This is a genomic window from Mycobacterium kyorinense, assembly GCF_002101735.1.
In the GTDB taxonomy this organism is placed as follows: Bacteria; Actinomycetota; Actinomycetes; order Mycobacteriales; family Mycobacteriaceae; genus Mycobacterium; species Mycobacterium kyorinense.
This window is the reverse complement of sequence record NZ_LQPE01000142.1, coordinates 51300-74249: the sequence shown is the minus strand read 5'-3', so window position 1 is coordinate 74249 and position 22950 is coordinate 51300. Positions and strand designations below refer to the sequence as shown.

Annotated in this window: 21 protein-coding genes; 11 read left to right on the top strand and 10 right to left on the bottom strand. The window is 64.2% G+C overall.

All coding sequences use genetic code 11. The annotated features are described in order from the left end of the window. The first annotated feature begins 60 nt into the window (after window positions 1–60). From AWC14_RS18440 to AWC14_RS18430, 3 genes are all read left to right on the top strand, one after another. Complete coding sequence (locus AWC14_RS18440) at window positions 61–720, top strand: hypothetical protein (protein ID WP_045384837.1); 660 nt, start codon at window positions 61–63, stop codon at window positions 718–720. A 93-nt stretch (window positions 721–813) separates the two neighbouring features. After that, window positions 814–1164, top strand: a complete 351-nt coding sequence (locus AWC14_RS18435; protein ID WP_045384838.1) for a hypothetical protein — start codon at window positions 814–816, stop codon at window positions 1162–1164. Between the two features lie 64 nt (window positions 1165–1228). Beyond that, window positions 1229–2422, top strand: a complete 1194-nt coding sequence (locus AWC14_RS18430) for an amidohydrolase family protein (protein WP_428838981.1) — start codon at window positions 1229–1231, stop codon at window positions 2420–2422. 99 nt (window positions 2423–2521) lie between these two features. Here AWC14_RS18430 and AWC14_RS18425 read toward each other — a convergent pair whose 3' ends face one another. Next, on the bottom strand, window positions 2522–3619 hold the full coding sequence (locus tag AWC14_RS18425) for a dihydrodipicolinate reductase (protein ID WP_235216051.1): 1098 nt from the start codon (window positions 3617–3619) through the stop codon (window positions 2522–2524). A gap of 1 nt (window position 3620) precedes the next feature. Beyond that, window positions 3621–4817 carry a cytochrome P450 gene (locus AWC14_RS18420; RefSeq protein WP_045384835.1) on the bottom strand — a complete coding sequence of 399 codons (1197 nt, stop codon included), beginning with the start codon at window positions 4815–4817 and terminating at the stop codon, window positions 3621–3623. A 266-nt stretch (window positions 4818–5083) separates the two neighbouring features. Between AWC14_RS18420 and AWC14_RS18415 the strand changes: the two genes are divergently transcribed. Then, window positions 5084–5842 (top strand): SDR family oxidoreductase, encoded by a 759-nt coding sequence (locus tag AWC14_RS18415; RefSeq protein WP_045380886.1) that lies wholly within the window; start codon window positions 5084–5086, stop codon window positions 5840–5842. A 13-nt stretch (window positions 5843–5855) separates the two neighbouring features. Beyond that, a complete protein-coding gene (locus AWC14_RS18410) occupies window positions 5856–6659 on the top strand; it encodes an SDR family NAD(P)-dependent oxidoreductase (RefSeq protein ID WP_045380883.1) in 804 nt (267 codons plus the stop codon). A 14-nt stretch (window positions 6660–6673) separates the two neighbouring features. On the opposite strand, the gene AWC14_RS18405 is transcribed toward AWC14_RS18410, so the two are convergent. Then, a complete protein-coding gene (locus tag AWC14_RS18405; RefSeq protein ID WP_045380880.1) occupies window positions 6674–7726 on the bottom strand; it encodes an NAD(P)H-dependent amine dehydrogenase family protein in 1053 nt (350 codons plus the stop codon). A 13-nt stretch (window positions 7727–7739) separates the two neighbouring features. Continuing rightward, entirely contained in the window at window positions 7740–8987 is a 1248-nt protein-coding gene (locus AWC14_RS18400) for a cytochrome P450 (protein ID WP_045380877.1), read from the bottom strand. Window positions 8988–9140: 153 nt separating this feature from the next. Between AWC14_RS18400 and AWC14_RS18395 the strand changes: the two genes are divergently transcribed. Next, on the top strand, window positions 9141–10220 hold the full coding sequence (locus tag AWC14_RS18395) for an NAD(P)H-dependent amine dehydrogenase family protein (protein WP_045380874.1): 1080 nt from the start codon (window positions 9141–9143) through the stop codon (window positions 10218–10220). Here the strand turns inward: AWC14_RS18395 and AWC14_RS18390 are convergent. Continuing rightward, window positions 10191–11336 carry an ABC transporter substrate-binding protein gene (locus AWC14_RS18390; protein ID WP_045380872.1) on the bottom strand — a complete coding sequence of 382 codons (1146 nt, stop codon included), beginning with the start codon at window positions 11334–11336 and terminating at the stop codon, window positions 10191–10193. The genes AWC14_RS18395 and AWC14_RS18390 overlap by 30 nt on opposite strands. Window positions 11337–11401: 65 nt before the next feature. Here AWC14_RS18390 and AWC14_RS18385 point away from each other — a divergent pair, with 65 nt between their 5' ends. From AWC14_RS18385 to AWC14_RS18365, 5 genes are all read left to right on the top strand, one after another. Beyond that, complete coding sequence (locus AWC14_RS18385) at window positions 11402–12034, top strand: TetR/AcrR family transcriptional regulator (protein WP_045380913.1); 633 nt, start codon at window positions 11402–11404, stop codon at window positions 12032–12034. 120 nt (window positions 12035–12154) lie between these two features. After that, the gene (locus AWC14_RS18380) at window positions 12155–12943 is read left to right on the top strand and encodes an SDR family oxidoreductase (RefSeq protein ID WP_045380870.1); all 789 of its coding nucleotides are present in this window, start codon (window positions 12155–12157) and stop codon (window positions 12941–12943) included. A gap of 28 nt (window positions 12944–12971) precedes the next feature. Next, window positions 12972–14423, top strand: coding sequence for an aldehyde dehydrogenase family protein (locus tag AWC14_RS18375; RefSeq protein WP_045380910.1), 1452 nt, complete (start codon window positions 12972–12974; stop codon window positions 14421–14423). A gap of 25 nt (window positions 14424–14448) precedes the next feature. Further along, window positions 14449–15612: an NDMA-dependent alcohol dehydrogenase gene (locus tag AWC14_RS18370; RefSeq protein WP_045380868.1), complete on the top strand. Its 1164-nt coding sequence runs from the start codon at window positions 14449–14451 to the stop codon at window positions 15610–15612. 13 nt (window positions 15613–15625) lie between these two features. Beyond that, window positions 15626–16756, top strand: a complete 1131-nt coding sequence (locus tag AWC14_RS18365; RefSeq protein WP_045380866.1) for an acyl-CoA dehydrogenase family protein — start codon at window positions 15626–15628, stop codon at window positions 16754–16756. Here the strand turns inward: AWC14_RS18365 and AWC14_RS18360 are convergent. From AWC14_RS18360 to AWC14_RS18340, 5 genes are all read right to left on the bottom strand, one after another. Further along, window positions 16745–17536 carry a TetR/AcrR family transcriptional regulator gene (locus tag AWC14_RS18360; protein WP_045380864.1) on the bottom strand — a complete coding sequence of 264 codons (792 nt, stop codon included), beginning with the start codon at window positions 17534–17536 and terminating at the stop codon, window positions 16745–16747. The genes AWC14_RS18365 and AWC14_RS18360 overlap by 12 nt on opposite strands. 106 nt (window positions 17537–17642) lie before the next feature. Then, window positions 17643–19202 (bottom strand): class I adenylate-forming enzyme family protein, encoded by a 1560-nt coding sequence (locus AWC14_RS18355; RefSeq protein ID WP_235215957.1) that lies wholly within the window; start codon window positions 19200–19202, stop codon window positions 17643–17645. After that, on the bottom strand, window positions 19199–20761 hold the full coding sequence (locus AWC14_RS18350; protein ID WP_045380849.1) for a class I adenylate-forming enzyme family protein: 1563 nt from the start codon (window positions 20759–20761) through the stop codon (window positions 19199–19201). Before AWC14_RS18350 ends, AWC14_RS18355 begins: the two co-directional genes overlap by 4 nt. After that, the gene (locus tag AWC14_RS18345; RefSeq protein WP_235215956.1) at window positions 20758–21963 is read right to left on the bottom strand and encodes an acyl-CoA dehydrogenase family protein; all 1206 of its coding nucleotides are present in this window, start codon (window positions 21961–21963) and stop codon (window positions 20758–20760) included. Before AWC14_RS18345 ends, AWC14_RS18350 begins: the two co-directional genes overlap by 4 nt. Beyond that, entirely contained in the window at window positions 21957–22946 is a 990-nt protein-coding gene (locus AWC14_RS18340; RefSeq protein WP_045380846.1) for an acyl-CoA dehydrogenase family protein, read from the bottom strand. The genes AWC14_RS18345 and AWC14_RS18340 overlap by 7 nt, the downstream gene beginning before the upstream one ends. Between the last annotated feature and the right edge of the window lie 4 nt (window positions 22947–22950).

Genomic DNA, 22950 nt, shown 5'->3' with positions numbered 1-22950 from the left:
CTCCAGATGTACCTCACCAGGGACTGGTAGACCATGAGCCCTTCTGGCACATCTTTGTCCCTGGACGAACACGACGCGCAGACGCAAGACGTGCAACGGCGCGCCGATCGATGGTGTATCGCCGGTACCGCGGTCATGGGCACCCTCGTCCTCGGCATCGTGGGCCTACCTTTGTTCTGCCGCGGCATCTATCTGCTCAGACGGGCGCAACGCGACGGGCTGTCGGTCCGGCCGATGATGGTCACGCTTATCGGATACGTCATCATCCTGGACGCAGCGCTCAACAGCATCGGTTGGGCCCTGGACCTTTTCGCCAATCACGCGTTGATCACCCGCACAGTGTTCACCGCGTGGGGCAATCTGATCGACGCCGGCTACTTCTGGCATTACAACGAGTTGTGGATCGGAGGCGCCAGCGCGCCCGGCGAAAAGGCCTGGGTCATGGTGTGTGCGCTCATCGTGTTCCCCATGCGCATCGCAGCTGCTATCGGCCTGCTGCAAATGAAGCGGTGGGGGCATCAATGGACGATCGTGACGTGCTGGTTCGGTGTCGTCGTGTGGACAGGCTACATCTTCAACATGACGATGTATGCCGATGTTCGTTATGCCGCAGTCGGTTTGCCTGTGCTCGGATGGTGGGCATTGAACATCTTCTACATCACGCCGTTCCTCGCGATCCCATACCTGCATACGGTCAATCGGGAAATCTTCTCCGACTAATTCGTCGAAAGGACCGCCGTGTCTGGATCCGCAGCGGAGCCCGAGGGTTCGGTCGAAGCGTTGCCGCTCGGTACCACGTTCACTTGGGCCAGAATGCATAAGTGGCTCAAACGTGGGTTGTATGTCTGCCTGTTCGGGTTGGTCATCGAAGGATCGCTGACCGTGCCGGTGATGGCGATCTGGTACGGCTGGCCGACGCTCTCGCTGACGCAGATCTGCAGCGAGCTCATGAAGGTCCGCTTCTCTGATGACAGCCTCGAATGCCAACAGCCATACCCGATCGGCGGCCCACCCCTCGGTGGCGCCCCCGAAGCGGCCGGACAACATACCGCGCGCGACGAGTGGGGGATCCAGCCCAAGCCTCGCTATGCACGCATCGGCTTCCGGGAATTGGTCAAAATCCGCGACGATCGCTTAGCGCACCAGGCGATGCCTGCTCGGTGACGTGCGCAGCGACGTAGTGGCGGACACCGCCGTTTGCTAAGCTGAGAACCACCATTCTCAATGCATGTGGGAGGAACTGATGGGCGATCAAAAGGTGTTCGAGGTCTGGGATGCCGACAACCACATGTACGAGACCATCGACGCGTACACGCGGTACTTGCCGGACAAGTACTCCGAGGCGCTCAAGTTCGTTGACGTGAACGGGCGCAAAAAGCTTCAGATCCTCGGCGTCATCACCGAGTGCATCCCCAACCCCACCTACGAGGTCATTCCGACACCGGGCGCCTGGGCCGACTACTACCGCGGTATCAACCCTGAGGGCAAGACGCTGCGCGAACTCGCCGAGCCCATCCGCTGCCCCGACGAGTTCCGCCGGCCGGACCTGCGACTGGCGCTCATGGATCGGCAAGGTGTCGACGGCGCGGTGATGTTCCCGACCACAGCGGGCATGCTGGAGGAACGCACCAAGTCGGACACCGAACTCACTCATGCCGTGACGCACGCGTTCAACCGCTGGCTGCTCGACGACTGGACATTCAACTATCAGGACCGGATCTTCGCCGTCCCGGCCATCTCCCTCAACGATCCCGCCGAAGGTGTCAAGGAACTCGAGTGGTGTCTGGACAACGGCGCCAAGACGGTGTTGATCCGACCTGCGCCGGTGCCCCGCGCAGACGGCACCTCGCGGTCCCCTGCGCTGCCAGAGTTCGACGACTTCTGGCGGCTGGTTGAATCCGCGGGCATTGCCGTCCAGATGCACAACTCCGACGCAGGGTACGACCGCTACCTGAACGACTGGGAGGGCGGCGACGAGTTCCAGGGCTTCCAGCTGACGAAATTCCGTGGCTTCATCTACGAGGAAAGTCGCCACATCTTCGACACGCTGGCGGCATTCATCGCGCACGGCGTGTTCGAACGGTTCCCCGGTCTGCGCATCGGAGTTATCGAGAACGGCGGCTCATGGGCACAACGGCTCATGGACGTTTTCGTCCGGGTGTACCGAAAGAAGCCCAAGGACTTCAGCGAGCACCCGTGCGACGTGTTCCGCAGGCATGTGTGGGTCAACCCGTTCCACGAGGAAGACATGTCGCACCTGATCGACGTGCTCGGCGCGAACCGCGTGATGTTCGGCTCCGACTACCCGCATCCCGAGGGCCTCGCCCAGCCCGCCGAATTTGTCAACGAGCTCGGCAGCCTTCCGGCGGAAACCACCGCGCAAGTGATGGGCGGCAACCTCAAGGAATTGATCGGACTCTAGCTCGCCGATACTTCGTCGGCCGACTCGGTAGCAACGCCGATGGGAGCCGAGATACGTTACGGCTGCCGCCATTCCGGTGGACGTCGGGGGGACGCCCGGTTAACCGCCAGATCGCCGGGTGACAACCGACGGTCCCGCCAATGGGTTGGCGATCACACCGGCCGGAGCCTCGACGACAGCGGGTATCGCGTTCACCGCCGCCATCGCTGTGGCAGCGACGCCGGGGTTCACCCGGTCGGTGGCCGACTGTTCCAAATGCAACTCGAGGCTCATGCTCGGAGAGCCGTTGACGCGGAACACCATTCCACCTACGCCCGCGCGGGCCGGCTTGGGCCAGCGCTCCGGCCACGGTGTGGCGCTCACCGTCGCGAAGTACTGCACCGCGACGGCCGGTTGCCCGCCGACGATTCCGGCAAGTTGCCATCGATGCGCGCAGATCGTTCCCTGCGGTATCACCCCGATCGCCGTCTCCAGGTCGGTGGGCGCAAGCGGCGTCTCCCAATCCAGTTCTATTCTGTCGAGCTCGAATCCGAGGATGTCGGCGAGGTAGCGCACCACGGTGCCCCAGTCCTTGTCCACCTTTCCCGACGCAATGCGGGCCGGCACGTGACCGTCGGGCTTGCCGAATCCCATGGACTCGTGCAGGACGTCCCATATCGGGTAGGACTTGTCCAAGTCGAGCGCATACTCGTCCATTCGATAGGAGTCGACGCGACCGGCCCCCGCAAGCAGGGCGGTGGGAATATTCAGACTGATGAATCCCGGCTCGCTACCGGTGGCATAGAACGTCGAATTGCCCGTTGCTGCCGCTCTTTCCAAGGTCTCTCGCCATTCACCGGGAGCAGCCGCCGGATATACCAGCGGGATCGTGGAGATCGTCACGACATTAATGCCCGCCTCGAGGTATCCGGCGATGTCTGCGATCGCCTCCTCCTCGCGTCGCACGGCGGTCGCACAGTAGGCCACACAGTCGGGTTTCAACGCCAGAACCGCCGAGACTTCAGCGGTCGCAGACACGCCGACATCGGTCCCACCACACAACCGGCCGGCATCCACGCCGACCTTCTCCGGCGTCGAGACCTTCACGCCGACGAGATCGAGTGCCGGGTCCTCGATGACCGCCCGCAACGCCTCACGGCCGGTCAGCCCGGTTCCGACGTGGACAACGCGGTAGCGTCCACTGCGCTCATTCGTCATCTCACACGCTCACCGGGAGGGTCGCCCAGCCTCTGACGCTGGTAGTGTGCGCACGCTTGGCCGCCTTGTAGTCGACTTCCCAGTCGGGCCACCGGGTGAGCACTTCCTCGAGCGCAACGCGCGCTTGCATCCGCGCAAGCGCGGCGCCGAGGCAGAAGTGAATGCCGTGCCCGAAGGACAGGTGGGTGGCCTGCCGATGGATGTCGAACCGGTCGGCGTCGGGGTACTGCCGCTCGTCACGGTTGGCAGATCCGTTGAGCAGCAGCATCACCGAACCTTCGGCAACCCTCTGGCCGTAATGTTCGACATCACGTGCCACATAGCGGGCCTGCACAGGTGAGGGCGCCTCGTAGCGCAACACCTCCTCGATCGCGCCGGGGATGAGGCTGAAATCCGCCGCGAGTTCGCGGCGCTGCTCCGGGTGGTCAGATAGGAGTTGTCCGGCGAAGCCGATCAGCCGCGTGGTGGTTTCGTTGCCCGCTCCGACGACGGTGCCCGTGTAGGTCAGCACCTCGCCGCGCGTGAGCCGGCGACGAGTCCCGTTGGGTTCCTCCACCTCGGCGTTGACCAGGTCGGTCATCAGATCGTCGGAGGGATGGTCGTAACGCCAGTCGATGAACTCCTCGAGCATCGAGCCGGTGCTGGTCAGCATGTCGTTGGCTACCTCGACGGGCCCACCGTCTTTGAGCTCCAGCATCCGGTCGGTGTTCTGGCGGATCGCGACCTGCCTGTCCTCCGGTATGCCGAGCAGGTAGCCGATGGTGCGCATCGGCATCCACGCACCCAGGTCGGCGATGAAGTCGAAGGTATCGGCGTCCGCGAACGGCTCGAGGGCGCGCCGACAGAACTCCCTGGCCAGGGGTTCGATGGCGGCCATGCGACGCGGCGTGAACACTCCTGACAACAGCCGCCGATGCAGATCGTGGATCGGAGGGTCCTCAAAGAGGATGATGCCTGGCGGTACGTCGACCCCGTTGAGGATGATCTCGATGGTGGTGCCCTTGCCCGACCAATAGTCCTTCCAGTTCACCAACTCGCGGGCGACATCTGAGTACCTGCTCAACGCGTAGAAGCTGTACTTGTCGTTGTGGTATAGGGGCGCGTCATCGCGCAGCTGCTTCCACACGGGGTAGGGATCGTCGTCGATGCCGAAGTCGAACGGGTCGTAGTAAGGCTCAACCTTCACCCTGTATGTCACGTGACGAGAATAGGCGTTACCGGCCTTCGTGAGAAGATTTTCCGGACCGGATTGCCCACTCGCCCCCGCCGGCACGCCACCCAGCGGGTAAAACCGACAATGTGAAAATGTAGATTCTCGGCTGTGGGGTGTCGCCGCACGTGGCGTACCTGGAAGCAAAGGAGGCGCCCGGCGCAGGATCAGAGTGCGGCGAGTGCCGGCGCACGATTCGCGCGATCATCAATTCTCATTCAGCGACAACGAAATCAGGCAAGGGGAAGCAGATTATGAGCGATCGGCACTCCAATATCGAGGACGCACGGATGCTCGTCATCGGCGCATCGTCGGGCATCGGTCACGCGCTGGCACGGGCCGCCCACGCCAGAGGCGCCAAGGTCGCGCTCGCCGCGCGACGCGTGGAGCTTCTGTCCGAACTGGCCGAGCAGCTCGGTGGTTCCGCCCACGAACTCGACGTCTCCGATCCGCATGCAATCGAGCGGGTCATCGACGAGGTGGCCACCAGGTTCGGCCAGCTCGACGCCGTCGTATTCACCAGCGCGGCGGTGCCGTTCGCGCTGATCGAAGAGACCGACGTGACGACGTGGTTGCACGCGTACGCGGTCAACGCCGTCGGTGCGTCCCATACACTGCGCACGGCGCTCCCCCACCTTGCCGACAACGCGGTCGTACTCGTGGCATCCAGCCATGACGTCGGTAGGCCACGGGCCGGTGTCGCGGCCTACCACGCGAGTAAGGCCGCGCTGGACGAGATCCTGAGGTCATGGCGGGCCGAACATCCGGAACTGGCCGTCATCCGGGTCAGTGTCGGCCCCACGGACGGCACCGAGATTTTGCGGGGTGCGGACCGCGACCTCCTGGCCGATCTGTACCGGGCGTGGGCGCAGGAGGGCCAGATTCCGGCGGAGATGTCCGCCGTCAACGACGTGGCGAACGCAATGCTGTCGTTGATCGCAATGTCACGCGCGAACCCCACAGTCGTCAGCGACATCGTGCATCTGGCGCCTCGGACGACCAAAGGCCGATAGAAGGGACTGCTCAATGGATCTAGGCTTCGAGGGTGCGACCGCCGTCGTCACCGGGGGCAGTAAGGGTATGGGATTGGCGATCGCCGAAACGCTCGGCGCCGAAGGTGCCTCGGTGGCGATCATGGCGCGTGGACAGCAGGGTCTGGATGCGGCGGCCGACCGGGTCCGCGGCGCCGGAGCACCTGAAGTGCTCGCGCTGAGCGTCGACATGGCCGATGCCGAGTCGATCACGACGGGGTTCGCGGCGGTGAACGACGCCTGGGGCCGGCTGAATGTGTTGGTGCACACGGTCGGTCCGGGCGCGGGCACGTTCGAGGAGTTAGACGATGGCGATTGGTATGCCGCCTTCGGCCTTGGAACCATGGCCGCGGTCCGGTCGGTGCGCGCTGCCCTTCCGATGCTGCGTGCCGCCGAATGGGCGCGCATCGTAACCTTGTCCGCACACTCGATCCAACGTCAGAGTCCGCGGCTGGTCGCCTACACCGCGGCCAAAGCGGCGTTGTCGAGTTTCACCAAGAACCTCTCGAAGAGCCTTGGGCCCGAAGGCATCCTCGTCAACTGCGTGTGTCCGGGCACGATCGTAACCGCGAGCTTCACCCAGATTCTCAAGGACGTGCTCGCCGCGGACGGGCTGGACTCCGCGGATCCGCACGATGTGATGACGTGGGTGGAGCGGACCTACGGCCATCCCTGTGATCTCGGCCGCGCCGGCCTTCCCGAGGAGATCGCTTCGGCTACTGCGTATCTCGCGTCACGCCGTAACGGCTACGTCACCGGTGCCACCGTCAACGTCGATGGCGGTTCCGACTTCATCTGATGTTCGGCATGTCTCTACACGATGCGGTTGGTCCAGTGCGCGACGAACGGAGCGATGGTCGACAGGTCGTACATGCCGGACGGAGCAGCGACAACCACCGGTATCGCGTTGATGGCGTGCATGGCCGTGGCAAGACACCCCTGCTCGGCGTGGTCCTCACCGGGTGAGCCGATCAACAGGTGGAGCCGCATATTGGGCTCTCCTTCGAACGTCACCTCGTAACCCAGCTCCACCGGCCACTCTGGAGCAAGATCGTCAGCCATGCGGGTGAGGTGCTCTACCACCAAAGCGACGGCGCCACAGTCGACCTCGACCCCGAAGCGCATGGCACCGACCGTGCCTGCGGGAATCTGGCCCGCGGCGACGGTCAATGCGCGCGGTGTCGTCGCGACTTCCCGAAACCCCTCCACCGAACGAATTTCGAGCCCGAGGGCTTTGGCGAGCACCGTCGCGCTGCCGATCCATGCACTGGCCGCATATTCCTTGTTGCTCAGCAGCGGAGTGGTGTCCTCAGGTGCATGCCCGAAACCCATGGCGTTGAAGATCAAGTCGTGACTGGCATACGTCGAGTAGTCGAGCACCTCGCGGATAGCGATCCGGCTCGTTGACTGGGTCAGACGCGACAGGGTGGGCGACAGCGATTCCCCGACGAAACCCGGGAACAACCCCAGCCCCAGGAAGGACGAATCACCTCTCCGGCAGGCACTTTCGATCCCCTCGGCAAGAGATTCATGCAGCGAGCGCGGGTGGATGAACCTGCTGCCGGTGGCCACCACGTTCTTACCTGACGAGAGCAGGTCACAGACGTCGGCGAAGCATCCCGGCGTGTCGGTCTCCACCTTGCCCATGTAGAGCACCACATCAGCATCGGTGTGGATCACCGCATCGCGGTCATCGGTGGTGAGCACCCCGGCCCTGCCTACGCCGCACAGTGTGCCGGCGTCGACACCAACCTTGGCCGGGTCGTACACCCGCACGCCGACGAGATCCAGATCCGTCCGGCGGATCACGTGGCGCAGCGACATCATCCCGGTGACACCTGTGGCCCACTGGATCACCCGTGTCATGGCAGCGCGGTCCTCAGTCCCACACCACGTCGAGACGCGGCGGGGATCGAAACATGGTGCCGGTGATGAAGGGCGCCGGTGCGCCAGGGTCCAGCCGCAGCCCGGGCAGCGCGTCGAAGAGCGCGTTGAAAATCTTGGTGCTTTCCAGCCGTGCCAAGTGCATGCCGAGGCATACATGGGCACCGTGGCCGAACCCGATGTGGGGCTTGCGTTCCCGGAAAATGTCGAATGTCTCGGGATCGGTCCATCGCGTTTCGTCGTGGTTGGCGCTGCCCAAGTTCACCATCATGACCGACCCCTTGGGAATCTTGACCCCGAAGAACTCGATATCAGCGGTGACCTCTCGCATGAAGTTCAGCAGCGGCGTCTCCCACCTGATGCCCTCTTCGATCGCCTGCGGCAGCAGGCCGCGGTCGTCGCGCACCGCATCGAGCTGGTCAGGATGAGTGAGCAGCGCCAACGCCAGGCTCGCTGTCGATCGCGAGGTGGTTTCGGCGCCCGCAGGCAACAAGTTGCGCATGAATCCATAGATCTGTTCGTCAGACATCTTGATGCCGTCGATCTCGGCCTGCGACAGGATGGTCACCATGTCGTCTTTCGGCGCCTTGCGCCGGTCGGCGAGTATTCCGACGAAGTACTCCTTCATCTCGGCGGAGGCCTTCAGGGCCGTTTCCATGTCGCCGCGGAATCCCAACAGGTCGATGGCAAGCCGATGAAATTCGTCGATATCGGCCTCCGGCAGGCCGAGCAGGGCGGCGATCACCCGGACGGGTATCGGCATGAACACTTCGTCGACGAGGTCCGCGCGCTTGGCATCGCGAAACCGGGCAATCGTGCGATCGACTAGCGGACCGACCAGCTCGGCATCCCAGCGCTTCATCGAGGACCGCGCGAATGCGAACTCATGCAGCCTGCGGTACACCGCATGCTCGGGTTCCTGCATCTCGAGGATCGTCGGTCCTTGAAGAGGCCGCACGACGTCTTCGTATATTCGCGTGCTGAACGTGATGTTGTCGGTAAACACGGCCTTCACCGCATCGAAGGAATAAGCCGTGAACGTCTTCTTCCCGTCCGGCCCATCTTCCGGAACACCCATTTCCGGCCATCCGCCATGCACCGCACCCATTGCGCGCAGCTCTTTCAACAGTGGGTACGGCGTCGCATCCCCCTCGCCCCCCATACCGGCGTTGAATTTCTTCTGCGCATCGCGGATCCGTTGCTTGATGTCGTCGGTAGCCGCGGTCTCCGTGGTCTGGGCCATCTGAAACCTCCCTAGTGCGCCGGCCAGAGGCGCGCGTACGTCCTTCAACCTACATCGCGTCGGTTGCAAACCTACATGATGTAGGTTGAACACACCCCGAACCGGTGCAGATGTGAAAGAACCGTCAGGAGTGTTCGATTGGCCATTCGAGTCGTGCAGTGGGCGACCGGCGCCGTTGGGCGCGCCGCGCTACAGGAACTGATCGAGAATCCAGATTTCCAGCTGGCCGGTGTCTTGGTGTACGACCCCGCGAAGGCCGGCCAGGACGCCGGGGCGCTGTGTGGGCTGGCGCCCACCACCGGGGTGCTCGCCACCACTGACAAGGAGGAGATCTTCGCTCTCGGGGCTGATGTCGTCGTGCACGCAGCCAGTAAGGCCCACGCCGTGGAAACCAATGCCGACGACATTTGCCGATTGCTCGCCGCGGGCACCAACGTCATCACCACCACGTCGTACAACCACTTGCCCACCTACGGCGCGGATACCGAGGCGGCGTTCGTCGACGCGTGTCGCGCCGGGCAGTCGCGCTTCCACGCCGCCGGAGAGAACCCTGGGTTCATGTTCGAACGGCTCGTGGCGACGGTGACGGGCTTGAGCAAGTCGATCGACCGCATCGACCTCTACGAAGCGACCGACGTGTCGTCCGTAGACAGCCGGCCCATGCTCGTCGACCTCATGGGTATGGGCCGACCGCCGGAGGACGTCAGCGTCGATTCCCCGATCATCAAGAAGCTGGACTTGGCGTATCGCCAGGCGCTCAACGCGACGGCCGATGTCCTCGGCATCGCGCTGTCTCACGTCGACGTGTCGGTGGATGCCACCACACTCCCGCACGACATCGAAGTGTCCGCCGGCACCATTGCGGCGGGAACTGTTGTGGGACAGCGTTTCTCGTGGGTCGGGCACTGGTCGGGCCGGCCTTTGCTGGCCATCCACGAGGAGTGGGTGCTCACCCGCGATCTGCCACAGTGGGGACTGAAGCCACTGGCGCCCGGCGAGAAGTCGCCTTTGATCCGCGCGGTCATCAAGGGTGTCCCGAGTTTCGAGTTACAGCTGGACGTCGGCTGGGACGGGCAGGCGCCCACCGGGCAGCATGCCCAACCGGGCCACCTGATGATCGCGATGGGAGCGATCCGCGCGATCCCGTACGTGTTGGCCCGGCCGCCCGGAATCGTGACTGCGCCGGTTTTCGGGGCCATTCAATTAGCCGGGGCCGACGCCAACCGCGCGTGAGATGTTCTCGCTGGGCGCCGCGTAGAACTCGTGCCCTGTGCCATCCGGCAGGATTCGGCGTGCGATCAGGTAGTCCGAGCCCAGCCAGCCCTGCCTGATGTAGCGGCCGAACCGCAGGAACGTGCCGGGCGCGCCGCTGGCCGCCGGGATGAGCTTCACCTGTTCGATACCGTTCTTGACTCCCTCCCCGGTCAACGGCCGCGCCGCCGACAGTGCCCGGGTGATCACGGTGGCGACGTCGTGGCACAGACCGGGCATGGAATGTCCGGGCCTGCGGCCGTAGCGGGCCTCGAACCGGTCCAGGAATGCCTGACCAACCGTGTTGCGTTCGTCGTAGCTGTCGAGGCCGATCCAGCCGGAGAGGTGGCGCATCCACTCAGCACTGATGTGTGCCATTTCGAACGCAGTGGTGGTGTAGCGAGGAGGATTCCAACCGGCGGCGCGCAGGGCGTCGGAGAAGCCCCACAGTCCGTGACCGAACCCGACGTGCACCACGGCGTCGGGTTCGGCGGATCGCAGCGCATTCACCGTCTCGGCCTTGTCGGCCTCCACCTGAGGGATCGGCACAGTGGTGACGATGGCCAAACCGGCAGCTGCATAAGCCTTCTCGGCGTAGGCCAGGTACTCCTTGCCGATCAGCGATGCCTCGTAAGCGATCGCGATTCGGCGCCGACCGTCACCGATCATCACCGCGGCGAGCATGACCGGCTCCTCGGGCATCGATCCGTTGTTGAGCGCGAAGGTCCATTCGCCGAGGGCGCCCTCGGATCCGGACAGGATGATGTTGGGGACCTTGGCAACTCGGTCGGCGTGCGCAGCCAGCGGTACTGCGTTGTCGGAGACGTAGGGGCCGAAGATGGCGAGGCAACCCTCGGCCACCAGTTCGTCGTAGGCCCGCTCGACGGCCTGGTAAGTGCCGTTGGGCAGGCCGATCACATTGCGCTCTACCAGTTCGATCGGCCTGTCGACCAGGCCGGCGGCCACTGCCTCGTCGAACACCAACCGCAGGGTGTCCAGCGTGTCGTTATCCGTTCCGGTCCTGGTCGGATAGTCGTTCAGCAAGCCGACTTTCACCGGGGCCACCGAGCCGTATGCGCGAACACCTTCGTCTGCCATGCGAGCAACATACTTCATGAAGGTAGGCTCCAACCTACATGCTGGATGTTGCTACGATGCTCGGCATGGCCCAGCGTGGTGGCACCGACGTCGAGCGGCAGGCTCGTGGTGATCAGACACGGCGCGACCTCATCGACGCCGGCCGCATCCTGTTCGTGGAGAGGGGCTACTTCAACACCAGCATCGGCGACCTGGTCGCTACCTCCGGTGTCGGTACACGGGGCGCCTTCTATCACCACTTCAAGGACAAGGCCCAGCTTTTCCGCGCCGTCTTCGAAGAGGTCGAGCGCGACCTGACGCTCAGATCGTTGGCCTCCCCGCCTAAAGGCGCTGACTCGTGGGAACGGCTTTCGGCCGGACTACACGGTTTCCTGGTATCGGCGCTCGAGCCCGAGGTGCAGCGCGTCATGCTGCTCGATGGTCCGGTCGTCCTGGGTTGGCGGACACTGCGCGCCATTCAGGAAAGCAACAGCATTGCGCTCATCAATGAGATGGTCCGGGCGGCCATCGCGGAGGGCATCATCGACGACCACCCGGTCGGGGAGCTGACACACATGCTGGTGGCGGCCGTCGAAGAGGGCGCCCTTCTGGTAGCGCATGCCAAGAATCCGGCGAGGGCCCGCACGCGGGCGGCGAGGATTCTCGACCGGCTGCTGTTGAGCTTTGCCGTCGAGCCCCGAAAAGTACTGCGAAGATAGCTTTTTACCGCCGATGCCAACCTAGCGCAGCCCTGGTGGAAACATATATTTCCGATATCTGAATATTATGCTTGCACTCAGCTGATAATGTTGTTCTCGCCTTCTAGCCAAGGAGTACCCATGCCTGACGCGCCGACGCTGCGAGTTGCCGTGGTCGGCGCGTCTGCGGGCTTGGGCCGCTGCATCGGAATGGGGCTGGCTGCGCGAGGAGCCCGGGTCGCCTTCCTCGCACGACGGCACGACCGTCTGACCCGGGCCGCCAGCGAAGCCGGCAACGGCGCCATAGCCGTCGTCTGTGATGTCACGGACGGCGCCGCGTGCCAGCGCGCCATCGCAGAGGTCGTCGAGCACTTCCGCGGTCTGGATGCCCTGGTGTACACCACCGGTGTCGGTATCCTCGCGCCCCTTACCGACGTCGACGCCGAGCAGTGGGCGAAGCTGTTCGCCACCAACGTCACCGGCGCCTCACTCATCACGGCGGCGGCCGCACCTCACTTGGCCGCAGCGGCCGGATCGGCGGTGTATCTGTCGTCGTTGAGCGCCTCATACTCCGCTCCATGGCCATTACTCGGCGCGTACGCGGTATCGAAGGCGGCGCTGGACAAACTCGTCGAGGCATGGCGCATCGAGCACCCGAACATCGGCTTCACCAGGCTGGCCGTGGGCGACTGTTTCGGCGGTGAAGGCGACTCACAGACGGAGTTCAACAAGACCTGGGATCCCGACGCATTGGAACGCGCTATCCGGTACTGGATGGATCACGGCTACATGCAGGGCGGCCTCGTCGAGGCCGATCATCTCGTCGACGTCGTGCATTCCGTACTCGCCTGCGGTAACAGCAGTTTCATTCCCTATCTGACCTTGGCTCCCCGACCGTCCGGCGCGGTCGCCGAACTCCGGCAATGGTGAAGGGCTCACGGTGACACACGAATCACGCATGCTCATCGACGGTAAGCTCGTCGAATCCGAAACCGGGCGGCACTTCGACAACGTCAACCCGGCGACGGAGGAAGTCCTCGGTAGTACGGCCGACGGCAGCCGCGCCGACATGGAGCGCGCCATCGCGGCCGCCCGCCACGCCTTCGACCACACGGACTGGTCGCGCGACGGTGCGGCCAGGGCGGCGGGTCTGCGGCAACTGCAGGCGGCTTTGGAGGCAGAACGGGAGGAGCTTCGCAGCGAACTGATCGCCGAAGCCGGCTGCCCCATCTTGAGCACCTTCGGCCCGCAACTCGACGTGCCGCTCAAAGAGGCACTGACGTGGCCGGCCGACATGATCAGCCAGTTCGCCTGGAAGCGCTCACTTCCCGACAAGGATGCGTTCGGGATGGGCACCCCTGCGAGCCGCGAGGTGTGGAAGGAGCCCGTCGGCGTCGTCGGCGTCATCACACCGTGGAACTTCCCGTTCGAGATCATTCTGAACAAGATCGGCCCGATTCTGGCCATGGGCAACACGATGGTGCTCAAACCCGCTCCCGACACCCCCTGGAACGCCACCAGGATTGGCCGCATCATCGCCGAGCAAACTGACATTCCACCGGGTGTCATCAACATCGTCACTTCTTCGGATCACCTTGTCGGCGAGGTGCTTTCGACCTCGCCGCTTGTCGACATGGTGGCGTTCACCGGATCGACGGCAACGGGACGGCGGATCATGAAGGCCGCCGCCGACACGGTGAAGCCGACGTTTCTCGAACTCGGCGGCAAGTCCGTGTATTTGGTGCTCGACGACGACGGCGACATCAGTCCCGCCGTCGGCGGAAGCGCCTTCATCTCGATGCACGCCGGGCAAGGCTGCGCAATGCCGACCCGGCTGTTGGTGCCGAACTCCCGGTACGCCGAGGCCGTCGAGATCGTCAAGGTGGCGATGGAAAAGAACAAGTACGGCGACCCGACCGACCCGTCCGTGCTCCAGGGCCCGCAGGTCTCCAAGCGTCAACAGGACCGGGTGCTGGGCTACATCGAAAAGGGCAAGGCGGAAGGCGCGCGCGTGGTCACCGGCGGCAACGTTCCAAAACACCTGTCCAAAGGCTACTTTGTCGAGCCAACGGTGTTCGCCGACGTCGACAACCGCATGACCATCGCCCAGGAAGAGATCTTCGGGCCGGTGTTGTCGGTGATCGGCTTCGACGACGACGACGACGCGGTACGCATCGCCAACGACTCCATCTACGGCCTGTCCGGTGTCGTGTTCGCCAACGACCTCGAACGTGCCAGGGCCGTGGCGAGCCGGATCAGGACCGGCACGTTGGGAATCAACGGCGGGCTTTGGTACGGCGCCGACGCCCCGTTCGGTGGTTACAAGCAGTCCGGGGTCGGCCGGCAGTGCGGCATCGAGGGACTCGAGATCTTCACCGAGACCAAAACCGTCGCATGGCCGGCGTCGTAACACCCGAGCAAATCGAGGAGATCTGATGAAGTCCAAGGCGGCAGTGCTTCGTGGTGTCGGGATCGATTGGGAAGTCACCGAAGTCGAGCTTGACCCGCCACGTGCAGGCGAGGTCTTGGTCAAAATGGCGTACGCCGGCATCTGCCACTCCGATGAGCACTTCTATACCGGCGACAGCGTGCCACCGGCGGAGATGGAAGACATGATGCGGGCAGCCGGCGTGAGGGTGCCCGAGTGGTTTCCCATGCTCGGCGGCCACGAAGGTTCGGGCATCGTGGAAGAAGTCGGCGAGGGGGTGACGTCACTCAAACCCGGTGACCACGTGGCTATCTCGTTTTTTCCGGCCTGCGGTAGCTGTCGATGGTGCGTGACGGGATACACCTACCTGTGTGATGTCGGGGCCGACATCTACGACAAGGCGATGACGACTGACGGAACCAGACGCCGCCACCTCGGCGATGAGGACCTGATGGCGATGATGCAGGTCGGCACATTTTCCGAATACGTGGTTGCTTCCGAACGCTCGTTGGTCAAGGTGCACGACTGGATTTCTCTGGAAGCCGCATCCCTTGTTTCGTGTGGTGTCACAACAGGTTTCGGGTCCGGCTCGGTGGCGGCGGGCACGCAAGTCGGCGACACCGTCGTGGTCATCGGCGTCGGTGGCATCGGGATGAACGCCGTGCAGGGCGCAAAAGCCGCGGGCGCCAAGCACATCGTCGCTGTCGACCCGAATGACTTCAAGCGTGAGATTGCCCCGACATTCGGCGCCACCCATACCGCGGTCGACGCGAGCGCCGCCGTCGAACTGGTCAAAGAAATCACCTGGGGCGTAATGGCAGACAGGGTGGTGCTGGCACCCGGTGTGGTGCCGCCCGATCTCGTCATGGTCGCGATGATGTTGCTTCGCAAAGGCGGAACCTGCGTGTTGACCGGCATGGCGAAGGTCACCGATATGACGATTCCGCTCATCCTGACCGACATGGTCTCGTCGTGTAAAACCTTGAAGGGCGTGCTTTACGGCGAGATGAACCCACGCGAAGCCATGCCCAGGCTGCTGTCGATGTACGAGGCGGGCTCAATCAAGCTCGACGAGCTCGTTACCCAGAAGTACAAGCTCGACGACATCAACGAGGCGATGAAAGACTTGCGCGCCGGCAAGAACATCCGCGGCGTGATCGCTTTCGAGTGAGGCGGTAAAGCCCATGGAGTTCCAGCTCGACAACGACGCGGAGGCGTTCCGCCTGGAAGTGCGGGCGCACCTCGACGACGTGTTGACACCGGAGGTCGAGGAGCGCATCTACCGCAGCGGAGCTGCGCACGACGACGAGTTCGCTCGCGGCCTCGTGGCGAAGGATTTGTTCGCGCCCAACCGAAACGCGATGGAGGTCCAGCTCCTCAAAGAGGAACTCATGTACGCCGAAGCACCGGTGTATCTCTCGGAGACGACGCGGATGGTGGCCTCGGTCATCCGGCAGGCCGGCACCCAGCAGATGAAGGACCGCATAGTCCCCGCGGCCATGAAAGGCGAGATCACCATCGCGCTCGGCTTCACCGAACCCGACTGTGGATCTGACCTCGCCGCGGCGACCACGAAGGCGGTTCGCTCCGGTGAGGAATGGGTCATCAACGGTTCCAAGATGTTCACCACCAACGGCCACATCGCCGATTACGTCTTCTTGCTGGCTCGCACGAGTCCTGATAAGCCAAAGCACAAGGGACTCACGATGTTTCTGGTGCCACTTGCTGCTCCAGGGATCGAGGTGCAACCGGTCTGGACGTTGTCCGGCGAACGGACCAACATCACCTTCTACAGCGACGTGCGAGTAGGCGACGATTGTCGCATCGGTGAAATCGACGAAGGGTGGGCCGTTCTCGGCATCGCGCTGCAGGACGAACACGCGTCAGGATGGGGACCGCACATAGCGCGCCTGTTGCACCATGCTGAGCAATGGGCCCGCGCGGTCGAAGACGGCGAAGCGCCGCCGCTCGCCGACACGGACGTACGGCGCCGGTTGTCCAGAATTGCAATCGAACTGGAAGTATCCACGCTTTTGCAACGGCGTTGCGTCTGGATGGCCGACCAAGGACAGGTGCCCGTCGCCGAGGGACCGATGTCCAAACTGTTCAGCACCGAAGCACTGGTACGCGCGGCGCAGGACATCATGGAACTCGTCGGGCCGGATGGGCTGCGGAGCTACTTCGAACCCACCGCACCGGAGAGCGGGCGCTTCGAGCACCTGATGCGGTTCTCCCTGGGAACAACCATCTATGCCGGTACCAGCGAGGTACAGCGAACGATTATCGCCCAGCGCGGGCTAGGACTACCCCGTTAGCTTCTTGACGCGGCGCGTACTGCTCTGACGCTGAGTCGTCTTCGCTCTGACCGCTTTCGGTTTGGTGCTCGCAGCCGGAGGGCTCACCGCCTGTTTGCACCACGCCCACATGTCGTCCTCGGAAAGGTCCGCACCCCGGCTACCGACCTGGAACACGCCAATTTGGGCCAGCGAGGTCAGCGTCGAATTCAGCAGCGTGGTCAACTGCGTGGGGGTCAGGTCCTTGCGCACCAGACCCGCACGCGCGCAGGTTGTGAGGATTTTGGTGAGCAGCTTCTGGTGCGGCTCCCAGATCTTCGCGAAATCCGCCGGGCGCTCAATCTCCAGGCTCAGGTTGTAGATCGTTGTAACGCGGCCCCCGACGTTGTGCGACGACTCCGCCCGCGACAGAAAACCGCGGCAGAAGGCCTCCAACTGTCCCATCGGATCGTCGGCCGCCGCGACTTCTTGGCGGATGGCCTCAGTGAACTGACTGGTGACATTCTCGTAAAGCGCAAGTAGGAGTTCTTCTTTTCCGGCGAAGTGCTGATAGAAAGCGCGCAAGCTCAGATTCGATCGGTCGATGAGTGTCTGAATGGTGAAGTCTGCGCGTCCGGACTCTTGAACCAGTTCCAGTGCCGTAGCCAAGAACCGTGAGCTGCGGGCAAGAGCCCGGGCTCTCGCGTTGCTCAACCGTCGCTCGAGCGTACGTTCCTGCCACTCTTTCGACAGCTCGATCGCCGGTTCGTCAAGATCATCGACCGGTGCGAGTTCCTGCTTGCCGCTGCTGCGTCCCTTCATGGTGCCTCTCAGGATACGCGCCCCGACACAGCGCCCATGCGCGCTGGTGAGGCGTGTCAACGGCCGCTACTCGCAACCGGAAACCGCTATTTCCGACGAATGCGCGTTAACCGGTGCGAGAAAGCCTCGCCGCTATCTCACGCGGGCGGCCCTGTGACCGTGCGTCCAGAGTGTTGCGGTCCACTTTGCCGTTGGCGTTGACCGGCAAAGGCTGGTCCCAGAACACCAATTCTTCGGGCAGCTTGTACTTGGGCAGCCCCGCAGCGATCAACGACTCCGCTACCGCGCTCAGCGACAGTTCGACGCCGGATTCCATCACCACCGCCGCGGCGAGCCGCTCGCCCGTCGTCGCATCCGGCACCGAATAGGCCGCGCACTCGCGCACACCCGGAATGCGGGCGATCGCATCCTCGACTTCCGCGATTGCAACTTTCAGCCCATTGCGAATGACTATGTCGCGCAAGCGCCCAACGATGCGTAGCCGCCCGTCCGTCAGCTCGCCGGCGTCGCCGGTGCAATACCAGTTACCGTTGAAGGCACCCTCGTCGTCATGGGCATCGGTGTAGCCCAGAAAGACATGCGGACCACGGATGCAGCACTCTGTCGGCTGCGAGGTCGATCCGATCTTGACTTCGACGTCGGTCAGCGGCCGGCCGTCGTCGGCATGACGCAACTCCCGGGATTCGGAGCGCCGTCCCGAAGTGCTCACCGGCGCTTCAGAAGACCCATAGGCGCGCATCACGATAATGCCGAAATCGTCCTCGATCCGTTGGACGACCCGGCGGTCGAGCATCGTTCCCCCCAGGTAGACCGCCCGCAGCGGGATCTCTCGCCCGTCGGCGGCGGCGTGATCCAATAGCCGGTCCAAGAGCCGATCCGGTCCGCCATACCAGGTCGAACCGGTGGAAACCAGCAGCTCATACGTTGCCGCAGGATCCCAGCGGTCTTCCAGGATCACCGGTGCGGTCAACATGGGCGCGACAAACACGGCCTGCACCACACCAGTGACCGAAGCCAGCGGGCTGATCAGGAACAGACGGTCGTGCGTTCCTAGGCCAGCGGCGTCGATGTAGTTGAACGACGCCTTGGCCAACGTGCTCAAGGAGTGGATGACGCCCTTGGGCCTGGACGTGGTTCCAGAGGTGAAGAGCACGAACGATGGATCGTCGGCAGGACGCTGTGGTGTGCTGCGCGGAGCATCGACGCGGGCCAAAAGGTCGATCCAGTGGAACCCTGCGCCCAAGTCACAGCCCGCGGCCTGCGCCCAATTGGGTGCCACGCCCAAACGCGTCCCGGTCCGGCGGGCAATGTCGCCAACCTCGGTCGGACCCGCGCTGCGCGAGACCAGGAGCACCACGGCGTCGGCCCGAATCGCAGCATGCACGCTGACCACCGACTCGATGTCATTGCCCACCACTAACAACAGCGGAGTCTGCGCGGTCACGCCGGCTGCCCGCAAGACCTTGCTTGCCCGGTCGACTCGCCGGTCGAGTTCGGCGTACGTCAACGTGTAACGGCGGTCCACGACCGCGGTTTTCGACGGGTGCCGCCGCGCGGCGATCCGCACGACATCAAGCGGATGCGGCGACCACACCCCGGCTGCGCGATAGGTAGCACGAAGCGCCTCTGCCCGCTCAAGTGCGTGCCCCAGCAGGTCCGCCGTCACAGAGCGGATCCCCGAAATCGTGACCGAAGCTCGGCCTTGAGCACTTTGCCGGTTAGGTTGCGCGGCAACATATCCACCACTTCGAGGCGCTCCGGAAACTTGTGGCGGCTCAACCCGCGATCCTGGCAGTGCCGCACCAACGAGGAGAGTGCCAGTTCGACGCCTGGTTCAGCGACCACGACGGCGCAGACTCGCTCTCCGGTGCGCGGGTCCGGCACGCCGATGACCGCGACATCAGCCACTGCGGGGTGAGCGGCCAGTACTCCCTCGATTTCCAGAGCCGAGATGTTCTCGGCGTTGCGGATGATGGCATCCTTGATCCGGCCGGTGACCACGACGTTGCCGTTCTTGTCGATGCGGCCGCGGTCGCCGGTACAGAACCAACCGTCGGTGTCGAAGGCATCGGCGTTCAGCGACTCATCCACGTATCCCAAAAAGCACTGCGGCCCTTTGAGTCTCAGCTCACCCTCATCACCGCTCCGCACCTCGCGCCCGTCGTCGCCTACCACCCGCACCTGCACGCCCGGCACTGGCGGACCGACTGTGTAATCCAGAACAGCAGCGTCCGCGTCCGGCACCGGTGACGTCGCAACCGGAAATTCAGTCAGCCCCCATGCGTTGGCGATTCCGGGCACTGAAAAGGTCTCGCGCACTTGCCGCCCGAGTTCGGCGGTGATCGGTGCCCCGCCAGCTACACAGGCACGCAGATCGGGAAACAGTGGCTCGGCACCGTGGCGCTGCTGAGCGGCCATGAACGCCACGAAGAACGGTGTTGCCGTGCCAAGCAAGGTCGGCCGGTGCGCGGCGATCGCGAACGGAGTCGTAGCCGCGTCGAACGAGTCGAAGAGCACCAGGCGCATCCCTGTCAGCAGGCTGGCGGCCAACATCGCCGCACCACCGATGTGCGATATCGGAAACGGGATCGGGTTGATGTCACTGCTGGAACCACCGACCATGCCCACCACCCCCGCCGAGCCCGCCATCACCGATCGGTCGGTGTGCCGAACCCCTTTCGGTGCTGCCGTGGTACCGGATGAGTAGTAGACCCAGCGGGCGTCGTCACCAGAGCTCGGAGCGCCCGGCAGCGCTCGGACATTGCCCGCCGGTAACCGCAAACCCCCTGCGGCTGGCGCAGTTTCGTGGTCGACGACGACAATGGTCATCTCGCGTTTCTCAGCTAACGACCGTGCGAGCGCCACGTGATCGAACTCCCGCCACATGCCGGGCACGATCATCACCTCCGTGCCCAATTGTGTTGTGGCGAAACCGACCTCGCTCTCCCGCCAGATCGGCAGGATCGGGTTTTGCACCGCCCCCAGTCGCGCGAGCGCGACCATCACGACCATCGTCTCCAGGGTGGTCGGCAGCTGCCACGAGACAACCGTGCCCGCGTGAACCCCGCGCTCGGCCAATGCCGCTGCGGCTGCCACCGCGGCATCACGTAGGCCTACCGTCGTCAAGCTGCGGCCGAAGTCGTCACAAAGCACGACGCGGCGTGGATGTTCCGAGGCCGCCCACTCGACGAGTCCCCAGTAGGTGTCCTTGGAAGGCCGGCTCACTTGGTCGGCAGCATCAGTCGGCGTTTGGCGAGAATATTGCGCATGATCTCCGAGCTGCCGCCAGAGATCGTGTATGCGCGCGACCATAGCCAGCATTCGCGCAGCCGCTGCTTGGCCTGGTGCACAGGCGAATCGGGCGGCGCGTCCAGTCGCACCGAGGATGCGAGCTCGGCACCATAGGCCGCGACGGTGTGATACGTCTCGGCGAAGCTCAGCTTCGCGATCGACGCGTCACCCGGCTGCTCGTCGCCCCGGATCAATCGCTCCACGTAGTCGTCGATGAATGCCTTGGCCACCTCGACCTCGACCGCAAGCTCAGCCACCCGCTGGCGGATGTCGTCAACGTCGATAGCGCGCATGCCGTCGACCCGAAGGTGCCGGGCCAGCACGACGAGGTCGTCGATCAGCAGTTCCAGCAGGATCACATTGCCGCCGATGCCGAACCGCTCAAACTCCAGCCCCGCCATGATGATCGACCAGCCCTGGCCGACCTCCCCGACGACGCTGTCCGCAGACAGCTGCACGTCACTGAGAAACACCTCGTTGACCTCGATCGCATCACCGATCGTGCGGATGGGACGCACCTCCACTCCCGGAGTGGACAGCGGTACGACAAACACCGACAGCCCATGATGGCGCACCGACGACGGATCGGTGCGAACCAACGCCAAACCCATGTCGGCCCAGTGCCCGTCAGTGATCCAGGTTTTCTGGCCGTCCAGCAGCCATGTGCCGTCCTGCTGCCGCACCGCCTTGGTGCGCACCCCTGCGATGTCGCTGCCGGCGTCGGGTTCGCTGAGCAGTTGACACCAGATGTGCTCACCGCTGCGGATCGAGGGCAGATAGGCCTGCTTTTGCGCCTCGGTGCCGAAGTGCACCAAGACGTGCGCCGCGAGGTTGACCTGGTCCACCGGCCGGGGCGCGCGCGCCCGCAAGATCTCCTCGATGACGACACGGTCATGCATTGGATGGTGGTCGGGTCGACCTCCGTACTCGACGGGCCAGTCGGCGCCGATGAAGCCGGCATCGAACAGCGCAGCGAACCACGCGCGCAGTAGCGATTCCTGCTCGCGGTCCACCGGCGCGCGATGGCCCTCGCGGGCTTCGATCGGCGGCGCATGGGCGGCGATGAATGCCCGCACCTCGTCGCGGAGGGCATGTAGCTGGGCGTCGGTCGGCCGCATTGCCGATGTGGTCACCATCCCGACGCCTCGGCGAGCAGGGCTCGACTTGACCGGGCAGTACCGAGTAAGACGGCATCTGTTGCGGCCCGGCGCATTTCGTGATGCAGTGGGTACTCCCAGGTGAACCCGATACCGCCGGACAACTGGATGCACTCGTCGATGGCCGCGGTCGCCTTTGCCGCGACGAAGGCATGGGCGGCAGCGGATTGCACAATTGCCGCCCGCAAACGGGCGCCGTCGCCAAGGTCGGCCGATCCGAGTGTGCGCGCCGCCTTGGCGACGATGGCCCGCGACTTGACTTCGAAGACCAGCAGGTCGACCAACCGATGCTGCACCGCTTGGAAGCTGGCGATGGGAGCACCGAATGCCGTCCGCCCCTTGAGATATGACGTGAGCCGGGCACGTGCGCTCGACATTGCACCGAGCGCGTCGGCGCTGACCAAAAGCCTGCCAACGGCGTTGAGTCGCTCGGCTTGGATCGCCGATCCGATTGGTACCCGCGTAGCTCCGTTCAGGTCGACGCACCAACCCGGGCGCGCAGTATCCAGTGCGTCACAGTCAAGCCAGCGGGCAGAAGACTCACCAAGCTCAACCAAGTGCAGTCCGTCGCTGCCCGCCGTGATGACCGCGCGTACCTTGTCGCCGCCGACAATCCGAACGACGTTGCCGGCCGGGGCGAACCCGGTGATCGTCGTGCCGGATAGCGTATCGGCCAGCCAATCACCAGAGACGGCGTCGGGCGCGTCGGCGAATGCGGCGGCCGCCATGGCGCATCCAAACCACGGCGAGCGGTCGTGGGCCCGCCCGAGTTCTTCTGCGATCAGGCAGGCTTCGGCGGGACGCCATCCCACGCCGCCACGTTCCTCGCTGACGAGCAGCCCAAGCCAGTCCATCGCTGCCAGATCACCGACCGAGTCTTTGTCGCCGCGTCCGGCGAGGAACTCGCGCGCGGAGGCCCGCAGCAGTTCGAAGTCGAGGTCGTCCCCGTCGTCGCGGTCCATCCGC